Here is a 16656-nt window from a genome sequence, read left to right as displayed (position 1 = left end):
TTCTGTGATTGGGTACTTCAGGCTTACGCGAAGCTCAAATGTAACAGGATATGATCATACTATAAAGTTAATCAGTTCCTGTTCCTGTTTGCAGAGGCGACGCCATTCGACGATAGGCATACGTACCACCACGCCAATGCTGCCGTCTTCTTCGTTCCACTCTTTTTCAATTGCCTGAAGCTGGTAAAAACGGCTACGAAGACGGCCTGCCTCTGGCGGTAAGCGCAGCTCATAATGCGCGATTTCCCCCGATAAGCGCTCCGTCAACGCCTGATACAGCAACGGGATACCTTCACCGCTGGCGGCGGACAGCCACACCCGGATCGGTAAGTTTTCATCGTTGCGGTCGATACGCGGGACAAAATCATCCAGCATATCTATTTTGTTCATCACTAAAAGTGTAGGGATCTCATCCGATTCAATCTCTGCCAGCACGGTATTGACCGCTTCAATGTTTTCATCGACGCGAGTATCCGCGGCGTCGATTACATGTAACAGCAAAGATGCCTGACGCGTTTCTTGCAGCGTCGCCTTGAAGGCGGCCACCAGATCGTGCGGCAGGTGCCGGATAAAGCCTACGGTATCCGCCAACACGGTATCGCCCACATCAGCCACGTCAATGCGCCGCAGGGTAGGATCCAAAGTGGCAAATAGCTGGTCTGCCGCATAGACATCGGCGGACGTAATTCGGTTAAACAGGGTGGATTTTCCGGCGTTGGTATACCCTACCAGCGATACGGTCGGCACTTCAGCACGGGTACGCGCACGTCGGCCCTGTTCACGCTGCTTAGCTACCCGCTCCAGGCGGCGTAGAATCAAGCTAATGCGATCGCGCAACAGACGACGGTCGGTCTCTAATTGGGTTTCCCCTGGCCCGCGCAGGCCTATCCCCCCTTTTTGACGCTCAAGGTGGGTCCAGCCACGCACCAAACGCGTGGCAATATGACGCAACTGCGCCAACTCTACCTGCAGCTTACCTTCATGTGTACGGGCACGCTGGGCAAAGATGTCTAGAATCAACCCGGTGCGATCGATCACTCGGCATTCGCACAGGCGTTCAAGATTTCTCTCCTGCGCTGCAGAAAGGGAGTGATCAAACAGGACAACAGATGCGCCACTGGCTTTTACCGCGTCTGCAATTTCTTCGGCCTTTCCTTCACCGACAAAGTATTTGGGATGCGGGGCTTTGCGGCTACCAGTCACCACTTGCAAAGCTTCGACACCCGCAGAGGACACCAGGGATTCGAACTCACTGAGATCTTCTGTGTCTTTGTCTTGCGAGAAATAGATATGAACCAGGACGGCCTGCTCACCGGCTTCATAACGGTCAAACAAGCGTGCAACCTCTCAAACGGGAACCCGTGAGTTTGGGGGACATAAACAGCCCACGGCTGCTTATGCTCCCCTTCATGGTTGACTCGCAACGCGCTTTATTCAGCGTCATCGCTTTCCTGCTGCGGCTGTTGCGGCGCAGACGGATTGTTACCATGGTGATAGTTACTGGTGCCGCCGCTCGGGGTATTGCTATGGTGCGAAACCGGGCGTGACGGGACAACGGTAGAGATAGCGTGCTTATAAACCATCTGGCTCACCGTGTTTTTCAACAGGATGACAAACTGGTCAAAAGACTCAATCTGGCCTTGCAGCTTAATACCATTCACCAAATAAATAGAAACCGGAACACGTTCACGACGCAATGCGTTCAGGAACGGATCTTGCAAAGATTGCCCCTTAGCCATTCTATCTTTTCCTTATTTGCTTGTTGTTTTTAACTAAGAACCTGTCGGCTCTAAAATAAACGACCTAAAAAATTTGCGCGCTGAATACTCATCAATTGTACACAATCACTCGACCTATGCACTAACAACCTGTATTACCGAGTCCAAAGCCTCTCCCGGCTTCTCGCTGTCCAGCCAATGTACCGAGTTCCAGCCTCGTAACCAGGTCATTTGGCGCTTGGCCAACTGACGTGTTGCGCAAATACCACGATAAACCATCTCATCGTAACTAATTTCGCCAGATAAATATGACCACATCTGGCGATAACCGACACAGCGAATGGAAGGCAAATCCGTATGCAAATCACCCCGTGCAAAAAGTGCACGCGCTTCCGTCTCAAAACCTGCCGCCAACATTTGATGGTACCGCAGCGCGATGCGTTGATGGATCAACTCACGGCTGGTCGGCGCTATCGCAAATTGGTGAACATGATACGGCAACGATTCACCCGAAATTTTAGTCAGTTCCGTTAAAGTTTTACCCGAAATAAAAAAAACTTCCAGTGCTCTGGACAGTCTCTGCGGATCATTAGGATGAATTCTCAATGCCGCAACCGGGTCAATCTCTTGCAACTGACGGTGTAAAACGTCCCAACCCTGCTCCGCAGCCTGCTGTTCGATACGCTCACGCACCGCCGGATCGGCAGGCGGCAGCGGCGATAAACCTTCCAGCAGCGCCTTGAAGTAAAGCATGGTGCCCCCGACCAGCAGCGGGATACGCCCGGCGGCGGTAATGGCGGCCATCTCTTTCAGTGCATCGGCGCGAAAATCCGCTGCTGAGTAAACTTCGGCAGGATCGCGAATATCAATCAGCCGGTGCGGTGCCTGCGCCAATTCCTCAGCGCTCGGTTTAGCCGTGCCGATATCCATGCCGCGATAAATCAGCGCGGAATCCACGCTGATCAGTTCCACAGGCAGGCGTTCACGCAGCGCGATCGCCAACGCGGTCTTGCCCGAGGCGGTCGGCCCCATCATAAAAATAGCAGGGGGACGTGGTGTCATTTCAGTTTCAATCATGCGTAAGGGCTGCCAGTGCAGCCTGTAAATCAACAGGTTGTAAAAGTCCGCTCGGTGGTGATTTGACCAGCTGCGGGCAAAGTCGTTCAACGTCGGTCAGCAATTGTATCGCTTGCGAGGTGTTCCACTGCTCATGTTCGCTGCCCAAGTGGCGGGCGAACCAGGTGGCTAACACCGGGGGCGACATCTCCTGATGCTCGGCCATATAGCCTAACAGTTCGGGTATCAGTTTTTGTAAATTTTGTTGGCGTAATGGTAAAGGTACTGCGCGCAACGTCACACGCCCATGATCCGCCTGCAAATCCAATCCCATTTTGACCAGTAACGGCTGATGGCGCACACAGGCGGCCGCTTCTTGCTTATTCAGCGTCAGTTTGATGGGGATCAGCAGCGGCTGCGGCCGCAGGCCTTCTTCAGCCGGATTAAGCTGCGCCTGGCGCAACCAGCGCTCGGCCACCGGCAGATTGAGCAACATCAATTGCTGGCGACGCTCAATCAGGGCGAAGCACGGCGGATGGATCATCAGCACCCGACCAAAACTGTGCTGGCTGCCGTCCAGCGGCACTTCTCGCTCAGCCTTTACCGGTGGGAACAGCGGTTGTTTCGGCGTTTCTGGCGCTGGCTCCACCACCGGAGCAGCCTGCATCAGTTTGCCGTAAAGCTCGCCTTCGCGCTTTTGGTAGCCGTTGCCTGCCTGATAGGCCGGTTGAGGTGCACGCTCGCGCGCGACGCCCGGTTCACTCGGCTGAGGTTCACGGCGCGGCGCCGGCTGCGAGAAATGGTTGCCGCCGGCGGCGACGCGGTTTTCCGGCTGCCAGGTTGGCGCCGACGGTTGTTCCGGCTCATCGTCCAACGGCAGCGGCGCGTTGCCGACCTGCTGCAGCACGGTAGTTACCGCCTGATAAATAAAGTCATGTACCAATCGCGCCTGATGAAAACGTACTTCGTGCTTTGCCGGGTGCACATTCACGTCTACCTGATGCGGATCGACCTCGAGATACAGTACGTACGCGGGCTGCTGATCGTCTTTCAACTGATCCTGATAGGCCTGGCGGATGGCATGATTGATCAGACGATCGCGCATCATGCGGCTATTGACGTAGCAATACTGCATCTCGCCCAATTGACGCGCCCCGGCAGGATCAGCCACCCAGCCGCGAATGGTCAGATCGCCATGCTGCCAGGAAATGTTCAACGCATGCTGCAAAAAAGCCGGGCCACAAATGCTGCCCAGGCGGCGCTCATAGTGGCTCTCGTCTTTGGCTGCGCGATATTGGCGGATCAGTTTGCCGTTGTGGCTGAGGTTGATCGCCACATCGAAACGCGCCAGCGCAATGCGCCGCACTACTTCATCGATATGGCCGAATTCGGTTTTCTCGGTGCGCATGAATTTGCGCCGCGCCGGGGTGTTGTAGAACAAATCCAGCACTTCCAGCGTGCTGCCTATCGGATGCGCCGCTGGTTTGACCGTCACCGCCTGGTCGCGGCCTTCGGCGTAAGCCTGCCAGGCTTCATTTTGTTCCGCGGTGCGCGAAGTGAGCGTCAAACGGGAAACCGAGCTGATGCTGGCCAACGCCTCACCGCGAAAACCGAGACTGACGATGGCTTCCAAATCGTCGAGCGTGCTGATTTTACTGGTGGCATGACGCGCCAATGCCAATGCCAGATCGTCTTTACCGATGCCGCAGCCGTTATCGCGGATGCGAATCAGCTTGGCACCGCCGCGTTCGATATCAATATCAATGCGTGTCGCACCGGCATCCAGACTGTTTTCCACCAGTTCCTTTACCACTGACGCGGGCCGTTCGACCACTTCACCGGCGGCAATCTGGTTGGCAAGCTGGGGCGGTAACACCTGGATGGGCATGCTGACTCCTCTATCTAATAGTGGCGCTAGGCCTGCGGAATGGTCAGCGTCCGATCCAGCGGCGCGACGTCCGACTTCAGTTTATTCACGCGTTTCAGGTCGCTGACGCTGACACCGTAACGGGTAGCGATGGAGGATAAGGTATCACCGCGGGTCACTTTGTGCCTGGACGGCTTCTTCACACTGGGTTTTGCCTTGGCGACCGTACTGACCGTCGCGGCGGTTTTACCCGCCGGCACTTTAAGGCGCTGGCCGACCCACACGCCGTCTTTTTTCAGCTTGTTGAGATCACGCAACGCCGCCATGGTGGTGCCATAGCTGTCGGCAATGCCGGAAAGCGTTTCGGCTCGCTTCACCACGTGGATCTGCGTTTTACCGCTAATGCGGCTGCTGCCGGCCGAACTGACGATCGGCGCGGGCTGACTGACGTCTTGTGTTGAGGAGTTAACCGCCGCTGCGACGTCCAGCGGTCGGTTTTCCACCTTTGGGTCGGCTTGTAGCGGGTGCGCCAGGAAATAACTGCGCAGGCCGTTGTGGATCGCCCGGGCAATTTTCTCCTGATATGCGCTACTGCCGAGCAGCCGCTCCTCCGTGCTATTACTGATAAATCCTGTTTCCACCAACAAGGATGGGATATCCGGCGAACGCAGCACGCCAAGGCTGGCGTGTTCAGGACGACGTTTATGCAATGAGCCGACGCTCTGCAACTGCTGCAGCACTTTTACTGCGACATCGTAGCCCACGCGTTGCGAGTGACCAAACTGCAGATCCAGCACCGCCTGGCTCAGGTAAGGATCCGCCTGGCTGTTGGCCAGCAAATCACCCGCACCGCCCAGCAACTCGGACTGCTTCTCATGTTGTTCCAGCCAGCCGGCCATCTCACTGTTGGCGCGGCGGTTGGACAGCACCCAAACCGAAGCCCCGTTGGCGCTGCGGTTTGGCGCGGCGTCAGCGTGAATCGAGACCAACACGTTAGCGCCCTGCTTACGCGCCACGTCAGAGCGCCCCATCACTGAGATGAAGTAGTCGCCGTTGCGCGTCAACACCGGTTTAAACTGGGGATCGGCATCCAACAATGCCTGCAAGCGGCGAGCGATAGCGATAGTTACATTTTTCTCTTTCAGGCCGTTCGGGCCAATGGCGCCCGGATCCTGACCGCCGTGACCGGCATCAATAGCCACCACCACCCGATCGCCGGAACCGGCGGATACGCGGCTGCTGCGCGGCGTGACCTCAGATGCGGTACCCGCAACCACGGTAGGCTTATTGGTGAAAGGATTGGAACCACTTGGCGCTCTACGCACCGGAGCGGGCTCTGGTTCAGGCTCACTCACCACCACCGGGGCTTTACGCGTCGGTGGGTTCACGACCACCGGTGCCGGCGTCGGGGCTTTTCGTACTGTAGTGTTTGCGCTGCCCTCGGCGGCGATGGTGAACACCACGGTATAGACACTGCCGTTCTGGCGTGTGGCTACCCGGGTCTTCGCGCGCTGGGTCAGATCAAACACCAGCCTTACGCTCTGGGCGTCTTTCGGCGCGCTGGAACGAATGCTTTTCACCAGGTTCTGGCCGCTGAAATTTAACGGTAAACCGCCCACCTTGCCTTTCTGGTTTACATCCAACACCACGCGATCCGGGCCGTGCAACGGGAAGAAGGCATAGTCCGGCGGACCGGTAAAGCTCACCGATACCGTGGCTTCGCGCTGGGCATTGGTGACTTTAATATCAGACAACGACGATGCGGCCAACGCACTGGCTGCACCCAAAGGCCCCAATACGGCGATCAGGGCGATTACGAGTAATTTTCTCAACGCATACGTCATTGCGGCGTCATTCCTGTGGCCCGTGAATACGGTCTAAAAGCTGGCTGCCGTAGGCAGAAACCGCCTGAATTTTTGCTTCGCGCCCCTGATCCTGGTAGCTGAGATGCAGCTCCAAATCAGGTTCCGGCAAGACGCCGGTCCCCTGCTGTGGCCATTCCACCAGGCAAATGGCATCCTGCGCAAAATAATCGCGAATGCCCATAAATTCGAGTTCTTCCGGATCGGCCAAGCGATACAGATCAAAATGGTATACCGCCAGCGGCTGCAGCGCATAAGGCTCCACCAGCGTATAAGTTGGGCTTTTAACGTTGCCCTGGTGGCCCAATGCCTGCAGAAAACCACGGCTGAAGGTGGTTTTACCGGCGCCCAGGTCACCGTAAAGGTAAATTACGCTGGCGCGATCGCACGCCTTGGCCAAGGCGGTACCCAATGCGACAGTCGCTGCCTCATCCGGCAGAGGTAAAACGAGTTCTTTCATTCGATAGTTTCTATTTATGCCAACTCAGGATTAACGTAATAAGGGATTTCCGGCAATAAATCGCTCGCCAGCATCCCCCTTATTCCTTGTCTTGCCGCCACGCGATCGGCAGCTGCGCCATGCGCCACGCAACCGGCGCAGGCTGCATCATACAGTGAGAGCTTTTGCCCCAGCAAACCGCCGATGATACCGGACAGCACATCGCCCATTCCACCAGAGGCCATGCCGGCGTTGCCGACGTCGGCGATCGCCATCTGGCCTTGATCATCGGCGATCAACGTACCCGCACCTTTCAGCACGGCCACGCCACCGTAATGCGTGACCAGATTACGAACTGCAAGTAAGCGGTCACTCTCAATCTCGGCGGTACGGCACCCCAGCAGGCGTGCCGCCTCCCCAGGATGCGGGGTAATCACACGATTCTGACGCTTCTCGGGATTTAATGCCAGTAAGTTCAGCGCATCGGCGTCCCATAACGCCGGTTTATCACTGGCTTGCAATATTTTCAGCGCATTCCTACCCCATTCGCCCTGACCCAGCCCCGGGCCAATCACCAGCACATCCGCCCAGTCGAGCGCCTGCTGCAACCCTTCGTCGCTCAGCGGTTGCACCATCAGTTCCGGTCTGGCGGTCAGCAAGGGCCCGACATGCTCAATGTGAGTGAGTACTCGCACCAATCCTGCGCCGCTGCGCAACGCCGCTTCTGCCGCCATGCGTATCGCGCCGCCAAAGCCGTGATCGCCCCCCACCACTAACAAACGCCCCTGTTCACCTTTATGTGAGCAGGGACGACGCGGTTTCAGCCACTGGGACAGCGATTCGGCAGTAAGCCGCTGAATCTGCGTCGGTTGCTTTGCCAGCCACCCCGATAATCCTAGCGTACTCTGGTGAAGTTGCCCCACCCAATCACGAGCCTGGCCGGTCAGCAGGCCAGGTTTAAGCGCGATGAAAGTCATGGTATGCGTTGCGCGGATGACGGCTCCAGGCGCGGCACCGCTTTCAGCCAGCAGGCCCGAGGGAATATCGAGTGCGATAACCGGCGCGCGGCTGCGGTTAACCGCTTCAATCAGGGCATCGTACGGCGCCCGCGGCGCACTGCTTAACCCAGTACCGAGCAGGCCGTCGATGATCAGATCAACGTCTTCCGGCCAGCGGCTGTCGACCGGATGGATCTCGCCGCCGCTAGCCAACCATGCCTGTCTGGCAGCAGCCGCTTCTGGGGGCAGTGGGCGTGTGCCTTCGCAGGCAATCAGGCTGACTTTGACACCGGCCGCCGCAGCCAAGCGGGCGACAACGTAGCCGTCACCGCCATTGTTGCCATGACCGCACAGCACCAGCCAGTGGTGGGCGGCAGGATATTGGTCGCACGCCAGCGTGTAAGCCGCCTCACCGGCACGTTGCATCAGTTGATAGAGAGAAATGCCCTGCGAGGCGGCGGCGCTTGCTTCTGCTCGCCGGATCCAGTCCGCAGACCAGACAGAGTGTGGTAAACTGTCAGAGTATCGTTTTTCACTGTGGCCCGTCATGACTCACCCCCTCGATCTCAATCAACTCGCCCAACATATCAAGCAATGGGGGCAATCGCTAGGATTCCAGCAGGTAGGCATCTGCGACACCGATCTGAGCGCGGAAGAGCCCAAGCTGCAGGCCTGGTTGGACAAACAATACCACGGTGAAATGGAGTGGATGGCACGCCATGGCATGCTGCGCGCCCGGCCACATGAGCTGTTGCCCGGCACGCTGCGCGTGATCAGCGTGCGCATGAACTACCTGCCGGCCAAAGCGGCCTTTGCCAGCACCCTCAACAACCCAGAATTAGGCTATGTCAGCCGCTATGCGCTCGGGCGGGACTACCACAAACTGCTGCGCCAACGGCTGAAAAAACTCGGCGATCAGATCCAGGCCTACTGCGGCGAACTTAATTTCCGCCCCTTTGTCGACTCCGCGCCGGTGATGGAACGCGCACTGGCCTCCAAGGCCGGGATTGGCTGGGTTGGTAAACACTCACTTATTTTAAACCGCGAAGCCGGCTCCTGGTTCTTTCTTGGCGAACTGCTGATCGACCTGCCGCTGCCGGTGGATAAGCCCCAGGAGGAACAGTGCGGCCGCTGCGTCGCCTGTATCACTACTTGCCCAACCGGCGCCATCGTCGCCCCCTACACCGTAGATGCGCGCCGCTGCATCTCCTATCTGACGATTGAGTTGGAAGGCGCCATTCCTGAAGAATTCCGGCCGTTATTGGGCAATCGTATTTACGGCTGTGATGATTGCCAGCTTATCTGCCCGTGGAACCGCTTCTCGCAACTTACCGACGAAGACGATTTCAGCCCACGCGCCGCACTGCATGCACCGCAACTGATCGAACTCTTTGGTTGGACGGAAGAGAAATTCCTGCGCATCACCGAAGGCTCCGCCATCCGGCGTATCGGCCATTTACGCTGGCTGCGCAATATCGCCGTGGCGCTGGGCAACGCCCCTTACCAGGATGCGGCAGTGGTGGCGTTGCGCTCCCGGCTGGCACAGGACGCAATGCTGGACGAACATATCCACTGGGCACTGGAGCAACAGTTGGCGCGGCGTGAGGCGCAAGGCATAGAAGTGCAGACAACGCAGAAAAAACGATTGGTACGGGCTGTGGAAAAAGGATTGCCGAGGGATGCCTGAAATCTTTCATTCAGACCCGATAGTCACTCTGTGGATTTGTGCATAAAAATAAAAATGCTTTGTCTTTCAACTGCAACAAAAAGAGCAAGTGATCGGTATAACGTTTTCGGATAAATAAATATGCATACAAATCAATGCGATAAATATTTCATTTGTGTGGCGTTGATTTTTTGAGCTGCGGGTATTATGAGCGCTACCTGTGGATAAGTCTGTTCACAACATTTCGACAGGGTATGTATAACGAGACAAAGAACCGCGCCGCTAAAGGCGTTGGACTGAGTTTGAAACGAAGAGAAAATTGGAGCGGGAAACGAGACTCGAACTCGCGACCCCGACCTTGGCAAGGTCGTGCTCTACCAACTGAGCTATTCCCGCATTGAGATGCTTTGGGCATCCGGCCATCAAACAACAACATGGCCTTTGAATTTTTTGGAGCGGGAAACGAGACTCGAACTCGCGACCCCGACCTTGGCAAGGTCGTGCTCTACCAACTGAGCTATTCCCGCGTCGCATGGGTACTACCTGATACTTTTTTTATTCATCACGCCACATCAGCAGCATTGTTGAATTTGGAGCGGGAAACGAGACTCGAACTCGCGACCCCGACCTTGGCAAGGTCGTGCTCTACCAACTGAGCTATTCCCGCCCGGCGTATCGATGTCGGAACTAAACGAAATTCTTCATCGGTACGGGGTGCGCATTATACGAGAAATCCTTTTTGCCGCAAGCCCCTGAAAGCAAAAAAACGCGATTTTTGTTTGATTGCCGATTAAAGCGCCAAACTGATTAATTAAGCGGCGGAATCGGCTGCTTTCGGCAGTAGGGCCCCGATCAAGAGGCCCTGCATTCGTTATAACTGGATGAAATGCTCGCGGTAATAGGCCAGTTCACCTACCGACTCGCGAATGTCGTCCATTGCCTGGTGGGTGCCCTGCTTCTTGAAGCCACTGAGGATTTCCGGCTTCCAACGGCGCGCCAGTTCTTTCAGCGTACTGACGTCAAGATAACGGTAATGGAAGTAGGCTTCCAGTTCGGGCATATAGCGGAATAGGAAACGGCGGTCCTGACCCACGCTGTTGCCGCAGATCGGCGATTTGCCCGCCGGCACCCACTGCTGCAGGAAGGCGATGGTGGCCAGCTCAGCGGCATGGTCGTCGAACTGGCTGGCTTTCACCCGCTCCACCAGGCCGCTGCCGGTATGGGTGCGCACGTTCCAGTCATCCATCAGGGCAAGCTGTTCATCGGATTGGTGTACGGCGATCACCGGCCCTTCCGCGAGAATGTTCAGATTGGCGTCGGTGACCAGCGTAGCGATCTCGATAATGCGATCGCGTTCAGGATCCAAGCCGGTCATCTCCAGATCGATCCAAATCAGGTTATTTTCGTTTCCTGTCATGATATTTCCTGCGTAAAAGCCAAAAGATAAACAAACTGTAGGCAAGGCGGCGACCGGCGCTGGCCGTTCAGCGGCCAAGGTGCGCTGCGCGTGGCGGCTAACAACGGTTATTTAATATAAAATAGCGTGTATCATAGTCCTTTTGGTCGCCATGAGCGATAAAGCGGATTCAAGTGAGGCGCAGTGAGCAAGAACAAACTGTCCAAAGGTCAAGAACGCCGTGTACAGGCGAACCATCAACGTCGCCTGAAACGCACCGATAAAAAACCGGAACTGGATGATTCCCAACTGGGCGAGCCGCAGGACGGTATCGTCATCAGCCGTTTCGGGATGCATGCCGACGTTGAGGCAGCGGACGGCACCCAACACCGCTGCAATATTCGCCGTACGCTGCGTTCGCTGGTCACCGGCGATCGCGTAGTGTGGCGCCCTGGCGTTGGTACCCATGAAGGGGTCAAAGGCATTGTCGAGGCCGTGCATGAACGCACCTCGGTGCTGACACGCCCAGATTTCTATGACGGCGTGAAACCTATCGCCGCCAATATCAACCAAATCGTTATCGTTTCGGCGATATTACCCGAGCTTTCGCTGAACATCATCGACCGCTACCTGGTGGCCTGTGAAACGCTGGAAGTTGAACCGCTGATCGTACTGAACAAGATCGATCTGTTGGATGCCGAAGCGCGCAAACGGGTCGACGGCATGATGGATACCTATCGCAAGATTGGTTATCGAGTGCTGGAAGTCTCCAGCCAGACGCGCGAAGGCATGGAAGCGTTTGAACAAGCGCTGGTCGGCCGCATCAGTATTTTCGCCGGGCAGTCGGGGGTCGGCAAGTCCAGCCTGCTTAACGCTCTGCTGCCAGCTTCCAAAGAGCAAATTCTGGTAAATCAGGTTTCCGATGTCTCTGGGCTCGGGCAACATACCACCACCGCTGCACGGCTGTATCATTTCCAGCACGGCGGCGACGTGATCGACTCCCCAGGCGTACGTGAGTTTGGCCTGTGGCACCTGGAACCGGAACAAATCACCCAAGGTTTTGTCGAATTCCGTAACTATTTAGGCGGTTGCAAGTTCCGTGATTGCCGCCACGATACCGATCCAGGCTGTGCTATCCGTGCCGCAATGGAAAAAGGCGATATCGCCAAAGAACGTTTCGACAACTATCACCGTATTCTGGAAAGCATGGCGCAAGTGAAGGTTCGCAAGAACTTCACCGATGCCGCAGACTGATAATGCCGGGCGGCGTTGACGGTGGCAGAGCCAGCGTTACAATGCGCGCCCTTTACCCTGATTCAAGAGGTTAAACGTGCTGGATAGCATCAAAATTAAATTGCAGTACTGGTTACCGAAGCTGGCTCTGACCCGCCTGGCGGGCTGGGGTGCGGACAAGCAGGCCGGTTGGTTGACCCAATTGGTTCTGAAGGGCTTTGCCCGTTATTACCGCGTAAACATGCAAGAGTCGCAACATCCAGAGCTGAGCGCCTACGCCAGCTTCAACGAATTCTTTGTACGCCCGCTGCGTGACGGCGCCCGCCCGATCATCAGCGACGCCAACTGGCTGGCCCTGCCCGCAGACGGTGCCATCAGCCAGCTCGGCCAGATCCACGACGACCAAATTTTCCAGGCCAAAGGCCACAACTACAGCCTGGAAGCGCTGTTGGCCGGCAACTATGTGCTGGCAGAGCCGTTCCGTAACGGTCTGTTCGCCACCACCTACCTGGCTCCGCGGGATTATCACCGCGTACATATGCCGTGCAACGGCGTGCTGCGCGAAATGATTTATGTGCCGGGTGACCTGTTCTCCGTTAACCCATTGACCGCGGCCAACGTGCCAAACCTGTTCGCGCGCAATGAGCGTGTGATCTGCGTGTTTGATACCGCTGTCGGGCCAATGGTGCAGATCCTGGTGGGCGCCACCATCGTCGGCAGCATCGAAACCGTCTGGGCCGGCACGGTAACCCCGCCACGCGAAGGCATTATCAAACGCTGGACCTATCCTGAAGAAGGTGCGGAAGGCGCTATCGTGCTGGAGAAAGGCGAAGAAATGGGCCGCTTCAAGCTGGGTTCGACGGTCATTAACCTGTTTATCCCAGGCAGCGTACAGTTCGCGCCGCAGTTGAACAACGGCACCGTGACCCGCATGGGCGAAGCCTTCGCAGAAATCCCGGCCGCGTCTGCTGCCGTTGAAACACCGCAGATCTGAAGGAATTGACGCTGTGCGCCTGATTATCACGTTATTGCTCGGTTGCTTACTGGCTCAACCGGTGCTGGCCGCCACGGTGCCCACCGAAACACAGCTCAAACAGGAGCTGAAGCAGGCCGAGAGCAACAAGAGCGCGCCTAATCAGGCGGAAACCACTGAGGCGTTGCAAAGCGCCCTCAACTGGCTGTCGGAGCGTAAAGAGTCGCTAACGCGCGTTGAGCAATATCAGCGCGTGATCGACGATTTCCCGAAGATGACGCAGGAACTGCGTCGTCAGTTAGCGCTGGAAGACAGCAAAATCCTGCCGAACGGCGATAACCTGCCGGCCAGCGATTTGGAACAGCAAATCCTGCAAACCAGCAGCCTGCTGCTGGAACAGGCGCGTTTGCTGCAGCAAGAGCAGGAGCGCACGCGGGAAATCAGCGATTCCCTCGGCCAATTGCCACAGCAACAGACCGACGCTCGCCGTGCATTGACCGAGGTTCAACGTCGCCTGCAGGCACAACCCGCCAACCCGACCACTCCGCATGCTCAGGCTGCGCTGGCGTTATTGCAGGCGGAAGCCGCTGCACGCAAAGCCAAAGTCGATGAGCTCGAACTGGCACAGCTGTCGGCCAACAACCGCCAGGAACTGGCGCGGATGCGCGCCGAAGTCTACAAAAAGCGCCACGAGAAGATTGACGTTCAACTGCAGGCGCTGCGCAATAACCTCAATGCCCAGCGACAGCGCGAAGCCGAACTGGCACTGGAAAAAACCGAGCAGTTGGCCGAGCAAAATGGCGATCTGCCGAAAAGTATCAGTCAGCAGTTGCAAATCAACCGTGAACTGTCTGCGGCGCTGAACAATCAGGCCCAGCGCATGGATCTGATTTCATCCCAGCAACGTCAGGCCGCCGCGCAAACGCTGCAGGTGCGCCAGGCATTAAGCACCATTATCGAACAGGCCCAGTGGCTCGGCTCCTCATCGGCGCTGGGAGAAACCCTGCGTGCTCAGGTCGCCACGCTGCCGGAAATGCCCAAGCCGCAGCAGCTCGATGGCGATATGGCCCAACTGCGCGTACAGCGCCTGCAGTTTGAAAGCCAACTGGAAAAACTGTCACAGCGCGAATTCAAACGTGACGACGGCAGTGAACTGACCAGCGCGGAAAGACGCATTGTCGACGCCCAGTTACGCACTCAGAGGGAACTGCTGAATTCACTGCTGTCCGGGTGCGATACTCAGATCCTCGAGCTGACCAAGCTGAAAGTGGCCAACACCCAGTTGATCGAGGCGTTAAACGAAATCAAGGACGCCACCCACCGCTATCTGTTCTGGGTGCCTGACGTCAATCCTATCACCCTGTCCTATCCGATTAACGTCGCGCACGATCTGACACGTCTGCTGTCGCTGGATACGCTGTCACAGCTCGGTGGGGCCTTTATGATGATGGTGACCAGCCGCGAAACGCTGATCCCCATCTTCGGCGCCCTGCTGCTGGTTATTTTCAGCATCAGCTCTCGCAAGCACTACCACGCCTTCCTGACACGCGCCAGCAGCCGGGTTGGCAAAGTGACCCAGGACGAATTCTTCCTGACCCTGCGCACCGTATTCTGGTCGATTTTGGTGGCACTGCCGCTGCCGGTGCTCTGGGCAGCGCTCGGTTTTGGCCTGCAAAGCGCCTGGAACTACCCGGTAGCCGAAGCGATCGGCAAGGGTGTCACCGCCACGCTGCCGATCCTGTGGGTATGTATGATTTGCGCCGCCTTCGCCCACCCACAGGGGTTGTTTATCGTGCATTTCCGCTGGCCGGTGAAGCAGGTTTCACGCGCCATGCGCTATTACAAAATGTCGATCTGGCTGATAGTGCCGCTGATCATGGCGTTGATCACCTTCGACAGCCTGAAAGAACGCGAGTTTGCCAATACCCTGGGGCGGCTGTGCTTTATCCTGCTGTGTCTGGCTTTGGCCATCGTCACCAATAGCCTGAAACGCGCCGGCATCCCGCTGTATCTGGATAAAAAAGGCTCCGGCGACAACATGGTCAACACCGCGCTGTGGGGGCTATTGCTGTCCGCGCCGCTGCTGGCGGCGCTGGCCTCCGCCGTCGGCTATCTGACCACCTCTCAGGCACTGTTGGCGCGGTTGGAAACGTCGGTGGCCATCTGGTTCTTCCTGCTGGTGATTTACCACATTATTCGCCGCTGGATGCTGATCCAACGGCGACGTATCGCCTTTGACCGCGCCAAGCAACGCCGGGCCGATATTCTGGCTCAGCGTGCGCGCGGTGAAGAAGAAACACCGCATACGCCCAATAGCACCGAAGGATCGATGGACATGGATGATTCAGAGATCGATCTGGATACCATCAGCGCCCAGTCGCTCCGGTTGGTTCGTTCGATCCTGACGATGATCGCGCTGGTGTCGGTGATCGTGCTGTGGTCAGAAATTCACTCGGCCTTCGCCTTCCTGGAAAACATCTCCCTGTGGGACGTGACGTCGACGGTCAATGGCGTGGAAACCGCGCATCCAATCACCTTGGGTGCGGTATTGATCGCCATCCTGGTGCTGATCGTTACCATGCAGTTGGTGCGTAACCTGCCGGCCCTGCTGGAGCTGGCGGTACTGCAGCACCTGGATCTGTCGCCGGGTACCGGCTACGCCATCACCACCATTACCAAGTATCTGTTGTTGTTGTTCGGCGCCATCCTCAGCTTTTCCTGGATCGGTATCGAATGGTCGAAACTGCAGTGGGTAGTGACCGCGCTCAGCGTGGGGTTGGGCTTTGGTATGCAGGAGATCTTCTCCAACTTTATCTCCGGCCTGATCATCCTGTTTGAAAAACCGATCCGCATTGGTGATACCGTGACGATCCGCAACCTGACCGGTACCGTCACCAAGATCAACACCCGCGCCACCACCATTTCGGACTGGGATCGCAAAGAGATCATCGTGCCGAACAAAGCGTTTATCACCGAGCAGTTCATTAACTGGTCGCTGTCGGACAACCTGACTCGTGTGGTACTGACCGTACCGGCACCGGCAGAAGCCAACAGCGAAGAAGTGACCAAGATCCTGACCAATGCCGCCGAACGCTGTTCGCTGGTGCTTGATAATCCGGCACCGGAGGTTTATCTGGTCGATCTGCAACAGGGTATCCAGATCTTTGAACTGCGTATTTACGCCGCCGAGATGGGCCACCGCATGCCGTTGCGCCATGAGATCCATCAGTTGATCTTGTCCGGCTATCGCGAGCACGGCATTACGCTGCCGTACCCACCATTCCAGGTTCGCAGCGAGACGCTGTCCCGCCTGACCAGCAACGGTCGCACGCCGGCCTCCACACCTGCGCCCAACACCAAACGCGAATCGGGCAGTTTGTAACCGCCGCATGCAAAAAGGGTTCGGCTATGGCCGAACCCTTTTTTTATCGCAATGGCGCTGAATTAG

At 56.9% G+C, this 16656-nt stretch carries 12 protein-coding genes and 3 tRNA genes; 4 read left to right on the top strand and 11 right to left on the bottom strand.

Translation table 11 applies throughout. From position 1 onward, the window contains the following. Positions 1–54 precede the first annotated feature (54 nt). The 7 genes from hflX to nnr form a co-directional block, all read right to left on the bottom strand. Positions 55–1335, bottom strand: coding sequence for a ribosome rescue GTPase HflX (hflX, locus tag H0S68_RS01735; protein WP_020824906.1), 1281 nt, complete (start codon positions 1333–1335; stop codon positions 55–57). A gap of 95 nt (positions 1336–1430) precedes the next feature. Beyond that, positions 1431–1739, bottom strand: a complete 309-nt coding sequence (gene hfq, locus H0S68_RS01730) for an RNA chaperone Hfq (protein ID WP_012004894.1) — start codon at positions 1737–1739, stop codon at positions 1431–1433. Positions 1740–1853: 114 nt separating this feature from the next. After that, complete coding sequence (miaA, locus tag H0S68_RS01725; RefSeq protein WP_020824905.1) at positions 1854–2795, bottom strand: tRNA (adenosine(37)-N6)-dimethylallyltransferase MiaA; 942 nt, start codon at positions 2793–2795, stop codon at positions 1854–1856. Then, positions 2788–4662 (bottom strand): DNA mismatch repair endonuclease MutL, encoded by a 1875-nt coding sequence (mutL, locus tag H0S68_RS01720; RefSeq protein WP_410529115.1) that lies wholly within the window; start codon positions 4660–4662, stop codon positions 2788–2790. The genes miaA and mutL overlap by 8 nt, the downstream gene beginning before the upstream one ends. 26 nt (positions 4663–4688) lie before the next feature. Next, positions 4689–6485: an N-acetylmuramoyl-L-alanine amidase AmiB gene (amiB, locus tag H0S68_RS01715; RefSeq protein ID WP_020824903.1), complete on the bottom strand. Its 1797-nt coding sequence runs from the start codon at positions 6483–6485 to the stop codon at positions 4689–4691. Between the two features lie 7 nt (positions 6486–6492). Further along, positions 6493–6963 (bottom strand): tRNA (adenosine(37)-N6)-threonylcarbamoyltransferase complex ATPase subunit type 1 TsaE, encoded by a 471-nt coding sequence (gene tsaE, locus H0S68_RS01710; RefSeq protein ID WP_020824902.1) that lies wholly within the window; start codon positions 6961–6963, stop codon positions 6493–6495. A gap of 14 nt (positions 6964–6977) precedes the next feature. Then, a complete protein-coding gene (gene nnr / locus H0S68_RS01705) occupies positions 6978–8489 on the bottom strand; it encodes a bifunctional ADP-dependent NAD(P)H-hydrate dehydratase/NAD(P)H-hydrate epimerase (protein ID WP_261104397.1) in 1512 nt (503 codons plus the stop codon). On the opposite strand from nnr, the gene queG reads away from it, so the two are divergent. After that, on the top strand, positions 8488–9627 hold the full coding sequence (gene queG, locus H0S68_RS01700) for a tRNA epoxyqueuosine(34) reductase QueG (RefSeq protein ID WP_149573656.1): 1140 nt from the start codon (positions 8488–8490) through the stop codon (positions 9625–9627). The genes nnr and queG overlap by 2 nt on opposite strands. Before the next feature lie 299 nt (positions 9628–9926). On the opposite strand, the gene H0S68_RS01695 is transcribed toward queG, so the two are convergent. From H0S68_RS01695 to orn, 4 genes are all read right to left on the bottom strand, one after another. Further along, positions 9927–10002: transfer RNA gene (locus tag H0S68_RS01695), tRNA-Gly, on the bottom strand. 55 nt (positions 10003–10057) lie between these two features. Continuing rightward, positions 10058–10133: transfer RNA gene (locus tag H0S68_RS01690), tRNA-Gly, on the bottom strand. A 64-nt stretch (positions 10134–10197) separates the two neighbouring features. Further along, a tRNA-Gly gene (locus H0S68_RS01685) sits at positions 10198–10273 on the bottom strand. Between the two features lie 204 nt (positions 10274–10477). Continuing rightward, complete coding sequence (gene orn, locus H0S68_RS01680) at positions 10478–11023, bottom strand: oligoribonuclease (RefSeq protein WP_020824899.1); 546 nt, start codon at positions 11021–11023, stop codon at positions 10478–10480. 183 nt (positions 11024–11206) lie between these two features. On the opposite strand from orn, the gene rsgA reads away from it, so the two are divergent. The 3 genes from rsgA to mscM all read left to right on the top strand — a co-directional run bounded on the left by rsgA (position 11207) and on the right by mscM (position 16590). Further along, positions 11207–12256, top strand: a complete 1050-nt coding sequence (gene rsgA, locus H0S68_RS01675; protein WP_020824898.1) for a small ribosomal subunit biogenesis GTPase RsgA — start codon at positions 11207–11209, stop codon at positions 12254–12256. Positions 12257–12332: 76 nt separating this feature from the next. Continuing rightward, positions 12333–13229 (top strand): archaetidylserine decarboxylase, encoded by an 897-nt coding sequence (asd, locus tag H0S68_RS01670; protein ID WP_130016077.1) that lies wholly within the window; start codon positions 12333–12335, stop codon positions 13227–13229. A 13-nt stretch (positions 13230–13242) separates the two neighbouring features. Beyond that, the gene (gene mscM, locus H0S68_RS01665; RefSeq protein ID WP_048762797.1) at positions 13243–16590 is read left to right on the top strand and encodes a miniconductance mechanosensitive channel MscM; all 3348 of its coding nucleotides are present in this window, start codon (positions 13243–13245) and stop codon (positions 16588–16590) included. Positions 16591–16656 lie beyond the last annotated feature (66 nt).

Source organism: Serratia sp. AXJ-M (assembly GCF_046531865.1).
Classification (GTDB): Bacteria; Pseudomonadota; Gammaproteobacteria; order Enterobacterales; family Enterobacteriaceae; genus Serratia; species Serratia liquefaciens.
The sequence above is the reverse complement of the archived record's forward strand: the minus strand, read 5'-3'. Positions and strand labels throughout refer to the sequence as shown.

What these genes read in the sequence shown, in the direction of transcription:
- hfq (WP_012004894.1), bottom strand. Translation starts at nt 1,739, where the DNA reads ATGGCTAAGGGGCAATCTTTGCAAGATCCGTTCCTGAACGCATTGCGT.
- miaA (WP_020824905.1), bottom strand. Translation starts at nt 2,795, where the DNA reads ATGATTGAAACTGAAATGACACCACGTCCCCCTGCTATTTTTATGATG.
- mutL (WP_410529115.1), bottom strand. Translation starts at nt 4,662, where the DNA reads ATGCCCATCCAGGTGTTACCGCCCCAGCTTGCCAACCAGATTGCCGCC.
- amiB (WP_020824903.1), bottom strand. Translation starts at nt 6,485, where the DNA reads ATGACGTATGCGTTGAGAAAATTACTCGTAATCGCCCTGATCGCCGTA.
- tsaE (WP_020824902.1), bottom strand. Translation starts at nt 6,963, where the DNA reads ATGAAAGAACTCGTTTTACCTCTGCCGGATGAGGCAGCGACTGTCGCA.
- queG (WP_149573656.1), top strand. Translation starts at nt 8,488, where the DNA reads ATGACTCACCCCCTCGATCTCAATCAACTCGCCCAACATATCAAGCAA.
- nnr (WP_261104397.1), bottom strand. Translation starts at nt 8,489, where the DNA reads ATGACGGGCCACAGTGAAAAACGATACTCTGACAGTTTACCACACTCT.
- orn (WP_020824899.1), bottom strand. Translation starts at nt 11,023, where the DNA reads ATGACAGGAAACGAAAATAACCTGATTTGGATCGATCTGGAGATGACC.